Annotated in this window: 14 protein-coding genes; 2 read left to right on the plus strand and 12 right to left on the minus strand. The window is 32.2% G+C overall.

Annotated elements, in window-relative coordinates; all coding sequences use genetic code 11:
* Positions 1-158 precede the first annotated feature (158 nt).
* Positions 159-1,388, plus strand: a complete 1,230-nt coding sequence (locus tag KA867_RS04385; RefSeq protein ID WP_210137121.1) for an NADH-dependent flavin oxidoreductase — start codon at positions 159-161, stop codon at positions 1,386-1,388.
* Positions 1,389-1,624: 236 nt separating this feature from the next.
* Here KA867_RS04385 and KA867_RS04390 read toward each other — a convergent pair whose 3' ends face one another.
* The 10 genes from KA867_RS04390 to KA867_RS04435 form a co-directional block, all read right to left on the minus strand.
* Entirely contained in the window at positions 1,625-3,112 is a 1,488-nt protein-coding gene (locus tag KA867_RS04390; RefSeq protein ID WP_210137122.1) for an aldehyde dehydrogenase family protein, read from the minus strand.
* Between the two features lie 118 nt (positions 3,113-3,230).
* A complete protein-coding gene (locus tag KA867_RS04395; protein ID WP_210137123.1) occupies positions 3,231-4,874 on the minus strand; it encodes an alpha-keto acid decarboxylase family protein in 1,644 nt (547 codons plus the stop codon).
* 207 nt (positions 4,875-5,081) lie between these two features.
* The gene (locus tag KA867_RS04400) at positions 5,082-5,534 is read right to left on the minus strand and encodes a MarR family winged helix-turn-helix transcriptional regulator (protein WP_210137124.1); all 453 of its coding nucleotides are present in this window, start codon (positions 5,532-5,534) and stop codon (positions 5,082-5,084) included.
* Between the two features lie 47 nt (positions 5,535-5,581).
* Entirely contained in the window at positions 5,582-6,766 is a 1,185-nt protein-coding gene (locus KA867_RS04405; protein ID WP_210137125.1) for a MalY/PatB family protein, read from the minus strand.
* 18 nt (positions 6,767-6,784) lie between these two features.
* Positions 6,785-7,732, minus strand: coding sequence for an SLAC1 family transporter (locus KA867_RS04410; RefSeq protein ID WP_210137126.1), 948 nt, complete (start codon positions 7,730-7,732; stop codon positions 6,785-6,787).
* A 181-nt stretch (positions 7,733-7,913) separates the two neighbouring features.
* Entirely contained in the window at positions 7,914-8,342 is a 429-nt protein-coding gene (arr, locus tag KA867_RS04415; RefSeq protein WP_210137127.1) for an NAD(+)--rifampin ADP-ribosyltransferase, read from the minus strand.
* A 285-nt stretch (positions 8,343-8,627) separates the two neighbouring features.
* Positions 8,628-9,386, minus strand: coding sequence for a glycerophosphoryl diester phosphodiesterase (locus KA867_RS04420; RefSeq protein ID WP_210137128.1), 759 nt, complete (start codon positions 9,384-9,386; stop codon positions 8,628-8,630).
* A gap of 173 nt (positions 9,387-9,559) precedes the next feature.
* Positions 9,560-10,657 (minus strand): M23 family metallopeptidase, encoded by a 1,098-nt coding sequence (locus tag KA867_RS04425; protein WP_210137129.1) that lies wholly within the window; start codon positions 10,655-10,657, stop codon positions 9,560-9,562.
* 368 nt (positions 10,658-11,025) lie between these two features.
* A complete protein-coding gene (locus tag KA867_RS04430) occupies positions 11,026-11,376 on the minus strand; it encodes a DUF4064 domain-containing protein (RefSeq protein WP_210137130.1) in 351 nt (116 codons plus the stop codon).
* Between the two features lie 23 nt (positions 11,377-11,399).
* On the minus strand, positions 11,400-12,365 hold the full coding sequence (locus KA867_RS04435; protein ID WP_210137131.1) for a DUF4352 domain-containing protein: 966 nt from the start codon (positions 12,363-12,365) through the stop codon (positions 11,400-11,402).
* A gap of 413 nt (positions 12,366-12,778) precedes the next feature.
* Between KA867_RS04435 and KA867_RS04440 the strand changes: the two genes are divergently transcribed.
* A complete protein-coding gene (locus tag KA867_RS04440; RefSeq protein ID WP_210137132.1) occupies positions 12,779-13,969 on the plus strand; it encodes an MFS transporter in 1,191 nt (396 codons plus the stop codon).
* Positions 13,970-14,024: 55 nt separating this feature from the next.
* On the opposite strand, the gene KA867_RS04445 is transcribed toward KA867_RS04440, so the two are convergent.
* Together KA867_RS04445 and KA867_RS04450 are read right to left on the minus strand one after the other, a co-directional pair.
* Positions 14,025-15,002, minus strand: a complete 978-nt coding sequence (locus tag KA867_RS04445) for a tRNA dihydrouridine synthase (RefSeq protein WP_210137133.1) — start codon at positions 15,000-15,002, stop codon at positions 14,025-14,027.
* 277 nt (positions 15,003-15,279) lie between these two features.
* Entirely contained in the window at positions 15,280-16,449 is a 1,170-nt protein-coding gene (locus tag KA867_RS04450) for a YbfB/YjiJ family MFS transporter (RefSeq protein ID WP_210137134.1), read from the minus strand.
* Positions 16,450-16,618 lie beyond the last annotated feature (169 nt).

The following is a 16,618-nucleotide window of genomic DNA, read 5'->3' on the forward strand; positions in this document are numbered from 1 at the left end:
GCGTCCACTTTAAATTGTCTACACCTTATAGGATAACGGATATAAAGAATTTTTGTTAGATTTTGCTTAAAAATTTTCTACTTTCAATCGTTTTGACCCTTTTATATTTAAGTGTTACTTTAAAATTATTAATAACAACGAAGATAGAGGTTATAATTATGAATATGAATTACAATGCATTATTAAAGCCACTAACATTGCCAAATGGTATTGTCTTAAACAACCGTTTTGTTTTATCTCCAATGACAACTAATTCTTCTACACAAGACGGACACATCACAGAAGCAGATATTAACTATGCACGACGTCGTGCACATTCAGCACCACTTCAAGTTACTGGCGCTGCTTATATTGAACCTTATGGTCAGTTATTTGAATATGGTTTTAGCATTACTGATGATAGTTGTATTCCAGGCTTAACAACTTTAGCTAATGCTATGAAACAAGATGGAAGCAAAGCAATACTACAACTTACGCATGCTGGTCGTTTTTCAAATCAAGCTATTTTAAACTTTGGTCAAGTATATGGTCCAAGTGCAATGACCTTAAATTCTCCAATTAAGCATGAAGTTTTATCTATGACTACAGACAAAATCAAATCCGTTATACAACAATATGCAGATGCAACATCACGTGCAATTAAAGCAGGGTTTGATGGTGTTGAAATTTCAGCTGCACAACGTTTATTAATCCAAACTTTTTTCTCGACTTTCTCTAATTTAAGGACCGATGAATATGGTAGCCAAAATTTAGAGAATAGATCACGCTTTGAATTAGAGATTTTAAAAGCTGTTCAAAATATTATTGATCGAGAAGCATCTCCACAGTTTATTTTAGGTTATCGTGCTACACCCGAAGAAACACGTGGTAGTGATGTAGGTTACACTGTTGATGAGTTTAACCGTCACTTAGACTGGGTGCTAGAAACTGCTAATATTCAATATTTAGCGATTGCAAGTTGGGGACGTCAAATTTATCAAAATAAAGTACGTTCTGAAGGAAAATATAACGGAGAATACGTCAATGCGGTCGTTTATAAATATCTCAACGGACGCATTCCACTCATTGCTAGTGGAGGTATCAATTCTCCTGATAGTGCATTGGATGCCTTACAGAATGCGGATATGGTGGGGATGTCATCACCATTCGTCACTGAACCAGACTTTGTCACTAAATTAAAAGCACAAAGACCAGATGACATTGATTTGCATGTAACTCTAGAAGATATAGATGAATTAGCTATCCCTTATGCTGCTTTTAAAGATATTGTGAAAATGATGGATTATGGTGAAGGATTAAAGAAAGAAACTCGAGATGAATTGCGTAAACTTGAAACAAATTATGATGAAGTAAATTATAAAGAAGTAGATTATAAAAATGAGACATAATACTTCCGTTATATAAAAATTATGATTCTAAAAAGCACACACGATGAAAATCATCATACATGTATTCAACAAATTCAATACTTAATAACGAGTCACAAAATACACTAAAATACGCTTTGATATTTGTTTTAATCACGCTTTGTTAAACATTTTTTAAAAAAGCAGCCTCGAAAATTAATGTTCTAATTTTCGAGGCTGCTTTTTTTATCATTTTCACAAAACTTATAGAAAAAAGTTTAATATAAACCTTTTAATTCATTACTTGTGTCAATAAATATATTTTTAACTTGTTGATAGTTACTCAATGCTGCTTTATACGTTTCACGACCAATACCTGATTTTTTGTAACCACCAAATGGTGAGCCTTCAGGCACTTGGTTATACGTATTTATCCAGATTCTGCCTGTTCTAACTGCTTTAGCAATATTCAATGCGCGAGTAATATCTTGTGAGAATACCCCACCTGCTAAACCATAGTCAGAATCATTAGCAATTTTAATCGCTTCTTGGTCGTCTTTTACTTTAATTACTGTTAAAACAGGACCAAAGATTTCTTCTTGCGCTAATTTATCTTGATTATCACTAACTGCAATCAGCGTTGGTTCTATAAAGTGTCCTTTATCTAATCCATTTTCAACAATACGTTTGCCTCCAGTTAACACCTCAGCATTTGATTGTTCAGCATAATCGATATAAGACAATATTTTATTCATCTGTTCATCACTCGTTTGGCTGCCCATTTGAGTATCTTCATCTAATGGATCACCAACCTTAATATTTGAAAATGCCTCTTTTAATCTAGGAAGTAACGTGTCGTATATACCTTCTTGAACCAATAAACGTGAGCCTGCACTACATACTTCACCTTGATTAAATAATATACCGAGTTGGATACCTTCAATAGCTAAATCTAAATTTGCATCATCCAAAATAATATTAGCACTTTTACCACCAAGTTCTAATGTGGCAGGGACAATACGTTTTGCACCTGCTTCGGCAACTTGATAGCCGACATCTGTTGACCCTGTAAATGATAACTTATCTACACCATCATGATTAAAAATAGCGTTACCTGATTCTGAACCTTTACCAGTTACAATATTAACCACACCTTGTGGCAATACTTCTTGGAAGATCTTTCCTGCTTCTAATAAACTTAAAGGCGTTGAAGAAGATGGTTGAATAACAATTGTATTTCCTGCCGCAATAGCTGGTGCAATTTTCCATGCTGCTAAGAGCATTGGGAAATTCCAAGCTACTACAGCGCCTACAACGCCAATAGGTTCATGGCGTACGATACTCATAGTATCTTTATCAATATCATTAACCGAACCTTCGTGTGTTTCAATAACACTTGCAAAATAGTTAAAATGTCTTGCAGCGTATGGTATATCAATTGTTGACGTTTCACGAATCGGTTTACCATTATTCAAGGTTTCCACTGTTGCAAGTTTATCTTTATTTGCCATCAATTTTTCACTGATTTTTCTTAATAAATTCGCACGCTCTGTTTTAGAAGTTAAACTCCATGATTCAAAGGCGTTTTGGGCAGATGATACAGCTTTGTCGATATCCTTTTCGTCAGCTTTGGAAATATTTGATAGTATCTCCCCTGTAGCTGGATTAACAACTTCTAATGTTTCTCCACTATTACTTTTTACAAATTCACCATCAATTAACAATCCATAATTCTCATCAACATAATCTTTTATATTTACTGTCATGACAATCTCTCCTTTGTTTTGGTGTTATTGATAATAACTTTATTTAAGCCTATAGTTAACCTAACTTCACAAATCAATTGTAAACGAATATGTGCTATTTTTAAAAAATTTCCAATTATCACCCGTTTTGTTGGGCAAAAGCTTTGCCAATAGCATCTAATTTTTCTGGCGCATCATGTACATCCATGTGCACTTCTACAAAATGCATCATGTTAGGTGTTTGATTGATGTCATTTAATGCGGTTGCTAACGCATTACTTGTTGTAACATCATGTATCTTAACTTCCGTTTCTTTCATACCAAACACGAACGGTAACTGCTTGTAGTCCCACATTTTGATATCGTTGTATGGTGCGCTTTCACCATGAATTTTACGTTCCACTGTATAACCATCGTTATTTATTACAAAAATAACTGGCTTTAAATCCTCACGTATGATTGTTGATAATGCTTGAACAGTTAACTGTAGTGAGCCATCACCAATCAATAGCACATTTCTACGTTGTTTGTCAGCAATTTGTGTTCCTAAAGTCGCAGGTAACGTATAACCGATTGAGCCCCATAATGGTTGTCCTATAAATGTATTATCTTTAGAAAAAAGTAAATCATAAGCACCAAAGAATGATGTTCCTTGTTCAGCAAGTATAACGTCCTTGGGTTGAATAAATTGTTGCATTAATTTGAAATATGTTGACTGTTTTAATGGTTCATCACTCAATTCAACCGTTTCGTTGGTTACTTGATAACGTGGATAGCTTACGTCAGCCGTATAATCAATTTCCAATAAACTATCTAATAAATCTGCAAGTCTTACTTCTTCGTCGCGTAATTCATCAACTTTGAAATGATGATGATTAATCATGATTACATTTTCTAAATTAAATTTATAAGAAAATCCAGCTGTAGCAGAATCCGTAAGTTTTGCACCGATATTCAAAATTACATCACTATGATCTACATAATCTTTAATTTGTTCGTCTGCGATTTTTCCATCATAAATACCCATATAATATTGATTCTCTTCATTGAAAGCCCCTTTACCTAAGGACAATTGAGCAACTGGTATATGTGTTTGGTTAACAAATTGTTCTAGTTTATCATGCAACGCAAAACTATTGATTTCATGTCCAGCTATAATTAAAGGCTGCTTCGCATTTTTCAGTTTGTTTTCTATGATGTCTATATAACTGTCAACATCTTGTTTGACTGGTGCCGTATATTGATATGGCGTTTGTACTTCAATATTTACAGCAGCTACATCGATAGGTAAATGTATATGCACGGGACGTTTTTCATTAATTGCTGCATTGATTAATCTTGGAATTTCAATTTGTGCATTTTCTGGGGTGATATATCCTTGCGCTGTTGTGATAGGTTCATACATTTTTCGATAATCATCAAATGTGCCTTCACCTAATGAATGGTGAACATATTTACCAGCACGTTCAACTTCACGAGTTGGTGCTCCTGTGATTGCTATGACTGGTACACGTTCTGCATAGGCACCTGCTATTCCATTAACCGCACTTAGCTCTCCCACACCAAATGTTGTTACCATTGCACTAATGCCTCTGATTCTTGCATAGCCGTCTGCTGCATAACTAGCGTTAAGTTCATTTGTGTTACCAATCCATTCCATATCATCTCGATTGATAATATCATCTAAAAATGTAAGGTTAAAATCACCAGGCACACCAAATACTTTATCAACACCAACTGAGCGAATTGCATCCATCAAATATTGTCCTACTCTTTTTTGCATACATCATTTCTCCTTTAATGTGTTCCATTTTCATTACACATTAAATATAACTTGTTAAATAAATTAGGTCAAGTTTGTTGACTTATTTTTAACTCAAAATAAAATAAAGAGACTTACTTTCTAAAATTTAGAAAACAAGCCTCTGATATAAAAAATTGTATTCAGCAGATATAACTTCGCTATGCTATTGACAAAAATACTTAAAAATTATTCTTGGTCACCTTTCAAATATTTTACTGATTGAAATCCTTCTCTATATGAAGCAAATTCTTCCATAATTGCATACCAATCATTGCCAACTTTATCTTGAATTTCTTTAAACATATCATTTTGTGCTTTATTTAATTTACGAACTAAGTTTCGGCCTTTTTCTGTTGGATACAACGTTTTAATACGCTTGTCCTCTGGTGCTTGTTTTTCTACAATGAATGCCTCATCTCTTAGTTTTTTTAATGTTGCATGACTACCTTGTTTTGAAATTTCTAGATTTTTCAATAAATCTTTTATCGAGATACCAGGGACTTTTTCAATAAAAAATAAAAATCTATGGTGTTGGCGATTCAAACCATAATCTTTAATGATTTCATCCGCTGTCGTAATAAATGTTTTATATGCGAAGTAAAATAGCAAATTTTCATAGTCATTATTTTTTATTTCCATAAGTCACAATCCTTTTTAAATATGTCTTAAAATTTTGGGTGGTAAATTTATTTCAATGCTTTAATAAAACGTTCAACGCCGTCTCTAGCAGTTTGAGGTGCACAAGCCACATTCATTCTTAAAAAACCTCTGCCTTCTTCGCCATACTTTGTCCCAGGTTCAAGTGCGACTTTACCTTTTTCTAGTAATTTTGTCATTATTTCTTCTTCAGTCAAGCCAGTTTCTCTATAATCAATCCATAACAAATAGGTTGCTTGAGGTTTTTTAATCTTTATTTGTGGTATAGCTTTGGTAATTTCTGAAATAACATAATCCATATTTGAAGAAACAATATCTATGAGCTCATTAAGCCAATCTTCTCCATGGTTGTAAGCAGATTCTAGTGCAGCTGCTCCAAATGGACTAATACGGTTAACACCTAAACCATGTGCCGTAAAATTTGCCTCTAATGCTTGTCTAACATCTTTATTAGGCGAAATAATCAAAGCAGCATGAATACCTGCTAGATTAAATGTTTTTGTAGGTGCAGTACATGTAATGATTTTTTGCGCTTCTTTATCAGACGCTAATTTATCAAGAGGGATATGTTGATACCCTTGAAATACCAAATCGGCATGGATTTCATCTGATAATATTAACACGTCATATTTAACACAAAGTTCAATCACTTTTTTTAAAGTGCCTTTAGACCAAACAATCCCGCCTGGATTATGCGGATTACATAAGATAAACATTTTTACGCCTTGCTTCAACTTTTCTTCAAAGTCTTCAAAATCAATTGAGTAATTTCTCTCATCTTCTATCAAAGCACACGTAATTAATTGTCGATTCATACCTAAAGGTAAATTAGAAAAAGGTGGGTAAACTGGAGGTGTGATTAAAACACTGTCTTTTGGAGTCGTAAATGTCTCAATAATTGATGCTATCGCAGGAACTACGCCAGAATGCGCAAGAATCCAATCTTTTCCAATATGCCACTCATGACGTTTGTTAAACCAAGATTGAATTGCATTTTTACAGTGTTCATCTAAATAAGAATAGCCAAACACACCGTGATCGACACAATTTTTCAATGCATCAATCACTGGTTGAGGTGCCTTAAAATCCATGTCTGCAATCCACATTGGCAGTATGTCTGAAGCATCATCAATATGATACACATCCTCCATCGTATCCCATTTAACTGATCTCGTCTGTTTTCTATTAACAACTTCATTAAAATTATAAGTCATTACAACCACTCCTTTATCTTAAATCACTTTACTGTTGATTCTTTTTCTCAAAAAAACAATATAACCCAATATGACATATACCACAGCTAACGACACAAAAATAATTTCACATATCAACATGAATTGTAATAAAGTTTGTAATGGGCTCGGAAAGCGCATATGATACATAAAATTAAAATAAGCAGTCGCTGTTGTTACCCATGGAAACGTTAAAGCAGCAAATGAAAATTTAAAATTGATCGCCATTAACTTAGGAATAAACGTTAATGAAACTACAAAGAGTAATTGGGATATGATAAAGCCAGCTATCATCAATATGAAGTTATCAAATTTTGCACTAATTAAATAGCCATTAAAACAAAGTGCTGCTGGAGCCGCTATGATGACTGCCATTGGAAATTGGTTTTCGTTATATAAGCGCCAAGTTTTTTTGATTAAAATAATTGCTATTAATATTATAAAGCAAAAAGTTGCTATATATACCGTGAATTCTCCTAAAACTGGATTAAATTCTTTTGCAGTTTCAGATATTACACCTATTCCAACAAATGTTACAAACCAACTCGTATGCGGCAAAACAATACCTTTGTTATGTAATATTAGATGATAATAAATGAAACCTGCGATAATAATGAATTGGATGATAATCGTTAACCACCATAACCATATTAGTATACCGATATTGACATTTAAGTGATGTTTTATGATGTAAATGATTGTCATTAGAGCCATTGGAAAAGTTGGGAAAGTAGCACAGATATTACGATCGCTCAATTCATTCCGTACTGTATTGGGATACAATATGCATTTTTGTATAAATAACAATAAAATGGTACAGCTCAATATAAAAAACAATACCGCTAAACCATGCCAAGTCATATTAAACAACAAATTACTAAGCGAAGCGATACCTAATGCTAATCCACAAATAGCTGTTGGTAATACTTTTATCAATTTATAAAACATAATTTTTAATCCTTTTATATTATATAGTTATATGATTACTATACTATGTCCATTCTATTTATGTGTAAAAAAAGATTATTATTTCATAATCTTTTTTCATTTGATTTAATTTACTATGCCTTTATCTATACATTGATTCAATCGGTACGCATAGGTTGAATGTCTCATTCATATCAGTATATTAATCTTCAATAACGTCTAATCCTTTGTCTCGCAATTGCTTTATGCCTCTGAGCATTTGATTAATTTCGATATCTGAATGTCTTTCCCATGTGCTTAATTCCGCGACAATTTTTAGTGGTTCACTAGAACGATAAGAAAGCGTTGGATTGCCAGGAAATTTTTTATCTGTGACATTCGGATCGTCTTCGAACTCTCCTAATGGTTCAACAACATAAATATGCTCTTCTGCTGTATCTTTAGACAAAGTAACTGCAAGTTCAGCTCCCCATTTTGCTGCTTCTAATGTACCTGTGAAATATATATGGTTCATAATTCGGTCTTGATAATTAGATTTATACAAAGGATATAATAAATCACCAATCTCCAATTTAGCTTTCGTCCCATGTAAATATAAATTTTGCCCAAACTGTGCTTTTGTACTGTTCATCGTGTAGCCCCCTCATAATCATTAAATTGTTAAATTATTATATGCAATATCTATTTGGAAATATAGACTATAATATCTGAAATTCTCATAGTATAATTAAAGCAAAGGACATTTTAAATTTTTATAACTTTATATCATTTTTGAACAATTGCTAATTATAAAAAATAATGAACAGTATAGCGGTATTTTAAAAACTGTTGCTTTTTCTATATCTAAATAAAAGCGGAGCTACTAAACTACAATACGTTTAGATAGCCCCGTTTTATATACGATAATGATATTAACTTAATAAGCACTAAACCCACTATTTAAATGGACTAACTCATCTGCTTTATCTGTAAAGACGCCGTCTACGCCCCAATTTGACAACTGATTCGCTCTCATTTTACTATTCACAGTCCATACATTTAATTCATAACCAGCATTTTTAATTGAACGCACGCGTGCTTGACTTAGTTTCGCATCTTCTATATTGACAATCGTTGATCCACAATAATCTAAAAGTGTTCTCCAATCACCTGTAAAAGCTGCTGCTTTAAAAAGAACTGCCCGCTTATATTGTGGCATTAATTGCTGTGATAATTTCAATAAAACAATATTAAAACTAGATAATAAAACGTCCGAGTCTGAATTTAATGCTTTTAATTTTTCTGCAACTTGTTTAACCATACTTTCTGATAAAGCACTGCCATTTCCACCAGTTACACCTTTTAATTCTATATTTAAATTCATTTTATATTTATTAGCAAATGCAATCACATCATCAAAAGTCGGTAATTTTTCTGCTGCATATTTTGCATTAAACCAATTACCAGCAGATACATCTTTGATTGCATCATAATTTAATTGTGTAATTTCACCTATCATATTTGTTGTTCGATCTAAAAAATCGTCATGAATTATGACAAGCTGTTCATCCTTTGTAATTGCAACATCAAGCTCAATCCATTCTAATCCAGTCACATTTGCTGCTGCTTCAAATGCTGCCAACGTATTTTCGGGAGCTTTACTTGATAATCCTCTATGAGCATAAACTGTAAACATATCATCTTCCCTTTCAATGTGATTTTAGTGTAATTATGATATGTCATGAACCATAATTCAAATTATCTAAGTTATTATCGACCAAAAATCATATTTTACAGTTGAAATTAAACAAAAAAGTCGCCTTCTACATCCTTAAAAGGATTTCAAGGGCGACCAATATGTGTCGTATATTATGATTTTGAATTTACATATGAAGTTGGATCAACAGAATATCCGTTACCTACGCCACCTGACATACGTTGGAAATGTAAATGAGGTGCAGTAGAGTTTCCTGTGCTTCCTGATAAACCAATTTGTTGTCCTTCTTTAACTTGTTGGCCAGACTTAACATTTAAAGAATTCATATGCATATACCATTGATAGTTATCACTGTTTTTCTCTTGGATTGTAACTTGGTTACCACCACCATAATTACTCCAACCACTTTGAATTACCGTACCATCTGCTAGTGAATAAACAGGTGTATTTTCATCCATAGCATAGTCAACGCCATAGTGTGCACCACCGCCATGGTAGCTACCATAAGGTTGTAATTGACGGTTTTTAGTTAACCAATTTGATGAATGCGCACTATTATTACTACTGTTTGATGCTACTTCTGATTGTGTATTGTTTTGTTGTGGTGCAGCTTGTTGTTGTGGTGTTGTATCATTACTTGATGTAGCGTTTTGTTGTACATCATTAGTACCATTATTTTGTGTGTAATTCGTTTCATAATTGTTATTTGTTGATGCGTTATTTTGTGTATTATTTTCTACATTATTTGCCGCATTATTTACGTTATTAGAATTACTTTGTGTCGTTTGTTCAGATTCAGTGCTTTGGTTTGTTGTTGCATTATTATCAACATCACTGTTTTCTGATGGTTGGTTGATGTCATAACCTTCTGATTGTACTTCTTCATGACTTTGGTCATCAGTGTAGTTATTATCATCTGAAGTATTTACATTATCAACGCTTGAAGTGTTAGCACTTTGATTGTTCATTGGGAAATAATAGTAATGATAATTCCCTTCACTATCTATTAAATAGAAATAATATTGTTGTTGATCAAACATAGATTGATCCCAGTTTCCATCTAACGTGTGATGATAGTTCCCATTATCATCTTGATCAATATAACCATAATTAAAAATATCACTATTCGCGTGATTGCTTGTATACTGTGTATTTGATTGATTGTTTTCTGAAGCGTGTGCTTCTCCTTGTGCGACACCAATTGCACCTAAAGATAACGTAGCAATTGTTGCTGTAACCATTTTTTTCATAATTAATAAGTCCTCCCAAAATTTTTACATACATAATAGTATCAGAGAAACTGTATAAAGAGAATAGCAGAAACTGTTTTTTAATTTGTTAGTAATTTGTTTGAGATGTAACGTAAATTTTTTGAAAATTCCTAATATGTATTACGAATGCACCTTCAAAATTTCAAAAAAAAAAGCGTATTATGATATTTCATTTTCTAAAAAACTTTCCTTATTCTATTACATAGTTAATAATCGAATAAATACGTTTTTAAATACATTTATATACATGGTTAATAATTATCTAATTAACATTAGTTTGATACAAAAAACCGAAACATCATTATCTATGTTTCGGATGTTTTAATACTATTTGCTTGTCTACTGTATTACTTTCTTATTAATGCTAATATACCGGCTACTAATATTAATATACCTGATAAAATACCAAAAAAGCTTATAAAAATTATATTTAAAATACCACCTATGATTAATAATATTCCTATTAAGATTCTTTTTTTGTTTATAATACAACTAAGAACTAGTGTTATTATACATGTTATTATAACAGCTATGCCTAATCCAGTTATACTGCCACTATCTGTTGCTCCAAATTCTTTACCAATACCGTCGACCATTATAGCGAATAAGCCACCTATAATACCAAAGATACTTCCTAATATTCCTAAAATCATTTCTGCTACTCTATTTGTTTGTTTTTTTCCAATATACTCATTCATATAAATTACTCCTTTTCTTTTTACTACGCTGCTTCATCTTCAGCAGTTTCATCTTCTTCGCTTTGTTTTATATTTTCTTCATACTCTTTATCAATTTCATCCATTTCTTCTTCATATTCTTTATCTATCTCATCCATTTCTTTTTCGTATGCTTCATCTTGCTTTTTCATTTCTTCTTCAAATGCTTGATCTTCTTCTTCCATCTTTTTATTGTATAACTCATCGACACGTGCTTCTAATTGATCATATTCTATCTCTAACACCTCATGATCAACATGATCCATTTTTTCACCATCCGTGAGTTCATTATATTCATCAACTAATGTATTATACATTTCTGCTGGATATGTTATTTCATCGCTTTCATTATCTTCTTTTTCGGTATCAGTTTTTTCAGCATCCTCTGTTTCACTTGTACTTTCATTATCATTACTTTCTGATACAGAATTATTAGTTTGTTGATTACTCATTTCCTTAATATCTTCTTTCTTTATGTTCCATTTTGCTTTAATATTTTCAAAATTTGGCGTGGCGTCCATTTCTAAAGTATATGTATCACTTTCAGGAACGTCATAAGTAATCATACCTGATCCAGTATTTCCTTTGTTCAATTGATGTGAAAACCCTGAGTCTCCTTCACTATCCCCATACCATTCTTGATAATTTTCACCGTTTACTTTCATGCTAAAATCAGTCGAATCAACTAATACTTGATCTTCATTATTATTTTTAAATTTCAAATATACTTTGATAACTCTGCCATTTTCAGGTTCACTATATTCATCATAATTATTTACATATTCCACTTTTGCTAATTTCACATCTACTCCATCAGCGTCCACTACTTGTCCAATTTTAAAATTCTTCATAGTACTCGTAGCTTTTGACTTATTATCTTCTTTTCTGTCAGATTTTGTTTCCTTATCTTCCGTATTACAACCAGCTAAGATACATATTATTAAAACAGCAAAAAACAATATTTTTTTCATTTTACCACTTCCTTATTTTACATTTACAGTTAATTTGAATTTCGTTCAACTTTAAAATTTTTTTAAACCATACTACATAATCTTATAACATTTTTAGTTAAAATCAATCGTTTTTTTGAAATTTATGTTAATTTAAAACTTTATTAATGTTTTATTTTTAGAAAATGCATATATAACACAAAAAGGACCGTAGAAATAATTATTTCTACAGTCCTTTTTAATCTAATTTAAAAATACTTTATACATATATTATCCTCTCAATTTGTAACAAACCTTTAAGTTATTTAAAAAGATAGTGTTTCATAAAACTAATTTTATGATATGAGTATACGCCAAATTAAAAATCATATATTTTTTATATTATTAATTACATGTTACCATAAACACATCAAATAATAAGTGGGGGCTTACCATTGGGCAATTTAAATAATAGCTATGTAGAAAAAGGATCGAGAGCTTATATAAAAATCATCATAGCTCTTTTTATTTCTGGATTCACTATATTTTCAATACTTTATAGTGTTCAACCATTAATCCCTCATTTTACAAAATCTTTTAATGTGAGCGAAACAAAGGCAAGTTTAGCTTTATCATCATCAACTTTAACACTTGCCTTTGCCATGCTATTTTTCGGAGCCATATCTGAAGTGTTAGGCCGTAAACCTATAATGATTTTTTCCGTTCTTTCTGTATCCTTGCTCGCCTTAATCCAGCCATTTTTAACAGATTTTAATACCTTTTTAATTGTGCGATTGATACAAGGCATATGTTTAGCTGGTTTACCATCAATCGCAATGGCATATATCGGCGAGGAAATTTCTTCGCACAATTTACCTGAAGCGATGGGCATTTATATTAGTGGAAATGCTTTTGGTGGTGCGTTTGGAAGAATATTCACCGGCTTTATTTCAAGTATCTATGGATACCAAACTGGTCTAATTTGCATAGGTATAATCAGTGTCATTGCAGCCATTTTATTTACATTTTTATTACCATCATCTAAACATTTTGAAAAGCAGCGTTTTTCTGTCAAAGCATTATTAATTAGCTATTATAAACATCTAACAAATATCCGATTACTCAAACCTTTTATGATTGGCTTTCTGCTACTTGGTTGTAACATCGCAGCCTTTAACTATATTGGTTTCGTGTTATCAGAAAAGCCATATAATTTACATGATAGTATCATTAGTTTTATTTATTTATTGTTTTTAATAGGTATGATTTCCTCAATACTCAATGCAAAATTACGTACGAAATTAGGTACTTTAAACGCTTTAAAATTCAGTGTTTTATTGTTGATTTTCGGTATTAACATCACATTATTACCACCGCTAACATTCAAAATTATTGGTTTAGCCTTTAGTGTTTATGCTTTTTTTAGTGGTCATGCAATCGCAAGTGCAGTAGTGACTAGTCGTGCGGAAGATCATAAAGCACAGGCTTCTAGCCTCTACTTATTATTTTATTATATGGGGTCTTCTGTAGGCGGGACTTTAGCCGGTGTGTTTTATAACTACATTCAATGGCCAGGTGTCGTTTTAATGATTACTAGTTTTATGATTATTGCATTCGTTATTTCGCTTACCATTAAGCAAAAATAGGCTTGAAAATCTAAAATTTTAGATTTTCAAGCCTTTTGATATATTCAAACTTTTACTATTGTATTGTTGTTTCCATATTAGATTCAAATTCATCTAATAGTTCACGTGCTTCGTCAGTCGTATTTGTGCTCATCAGTTGATGTCTTAACTCACTTGCACCTCTGATACCGCGTACATAAATTTTAAAGAATCTGCGCAACGGTTTAAACAAGCGTGTTTCTTCTTGTGAATATTTGTCGAACAAATCAAGATGGAGTCTTAACAAGTCTAAAAGTTCTGCACTCGTATGTTCTCTTGGTTCTTTTTCAAAGGCATAAGGATTATGGAAAATTCCTCGCCCAATCATAATACCATCAATACCATACTTTTCTGCCAGTTCAAGTCCTGTTTTTCTATCCGGAATGTCACCATTTATCGTTAATAATGTGTCTGGTGCAATTTCATCACGCAATTCCTTTATTTCACCGATTAATTCCCAGTGTGCGTCTACCTTGCTCATCTCTCTACGTGTACGAAGGTGGATGGACAGATTCGCAATATCCTGTTTAAAAACATGTTTTAACCATTCTCTCCACTCATCAATTTCAGAATAACCTAACCGCGTTTTAACACTTACAGGTAGTCCTCCTGCTTTAGAAGCTTGAATAATTTCAGCTGCTGTTTCAGGGCGTAGTATTAAACCTGAACCCTTACCTTTTGTTGCAACATTCGCTACTGGACAACCCATATTCAAATCAATACCTTTAAAACCCATCTCTGCCATACCAATACTCATTTCACGAAAATGTTCAGGTTTGTCTCCCCAAATGTGTGCAACGATGGGTTGTTCGTCTTCTGTAAACGTTAAACGGCCACGGACACTGTGTACACCTTCAGGGTGACAAAAACTTTCCGTATTTGTAAACTCAGTGAAAAAGACATCGGGTCTTCCCGCTTCACTGACTACATGACGAAAGACTACATCTGTTACGTCTTCCATAGGCGCCAAAACAAAAAATGGACGCGGTAATTCACGCCAAAAATTATCTTTCATATATTTTTTAACCTTCTTATCTATTATTATCTCGAATTTTTATTCATGACGATATTACCACAAAAATTAGACTTATACAAAAAGATTAAAACACTCCAAAAAGTAACTCCAAACTAAGACTTATTACTTAAATAATTGAAACGTCACACAGTCACTAAAAAATCTATTGTTCGCTTGAATGACTTAGAAATCAGTTCAAGGTATACGCATGGAAATAATCTATACTATTCTTTCTTCATACTTTTAGCAAAACCATCAAAGTTATAAGAAATTACATTTAATTCCTAGTCTGGTAACTATACATACTACTAAATAAACCTACATATAAAATAACAGCGGCAAAAATCAATGCTGCATTGAAGTTCCCTTCGTTTCCAATTAATAACCCAGATAATGCCGGCGCAATCATTTGTCCCAAACTATATATGACTGTCAATATCGCAACTAAGTTCAATTTACTATTATTCTGATACATTAAAGCTTGTGCTTTGGACATAAATAATGTAGTAAGTCCTAAAAATGTTGAACCAAATAATAATGAACTTAATATTAAACTCAACATACTTTCTGAGAATATCGGTAAAGTAACACTTATTATTTGTAAAATAAAGGCTAAATACGTTGCCTTACCATGACCTAAAACATCAGCCAACATAGACCAAAGAATGGTCGATGGTATCGCACCTAACCCCACAAACATCCAACTTAATGCCGCATAGTCTGATAGTGAGGGTATCGATTTAACAATGGCAACCAAAAAAGTGCCAGTAATAATATATCCGGCCCCTTCACAAAAATACGCAATGGAAAAGCCCCAAATAAATTTTTTCTTCAATTTACTTGATGCATTAGATTGATTTTCGTTTGTTTTATGACTTTCGTATTCAGCAACATCATTTTCACGCATACCAAATATAATAAAAATCGCCATGATTAATGAAAAAATACCGAGCAAAACCCATGTCGTTTTCCATGTATTCACTGATGTGAATAAAAAAATAAAGATACTACTTGCAAAAATACCTAACCCTACACCACTATATAACAGACCAGAAATGCGTTCTTTCCGAACCATTTTTAATGCTTCTAACGCAACATTTGATGCCAATACAAAAACAGTACCACTAGAAACACCAGCAACAAATCTAAAAATTGCCCATGAGATATAACTATCAAAAACACCCATGAATAGTGTTGAAATAATATTGATCATTAAATATATTTTTAGATCTACTACCTTATTAAATACAACAATCCAAATTGGAATCATTGCTCCAATAAGATATCCTAAGTAATTATATGTAGCTAACATACCAGCACTTGGATTATCCATACTGCTATTAAGCTGCATAAAAGGCATAATGGGGGTATATGCAAAACGTCCAATTGCCATAACAATAAACAAACACAACATACCTAAAATAAGTTGCTTATACGCTCGTCTCATACTTTACACACTTTTCAACAAATCAATTACATTATACACTTTTTATGATTTTTACATATCCCTTTTATTAATAATTAATAATATTATCCTTAACCCCCTTTTAATTTTGAATTAGTAAGTATAAAATAGGCTTTATTATTATTTTGAATTTTCAGATTTTTTGTTAGGA

Source organism: Staphylococcus sp. GDH8C109P, from assembly GCF_017893405.1.
Classification (GTDB): Bacteria; Bacillota; Bacilli; order Staphylococcales; family Staphylococcaceae; genus Staphylococcus; species Staphylococcus cohnii.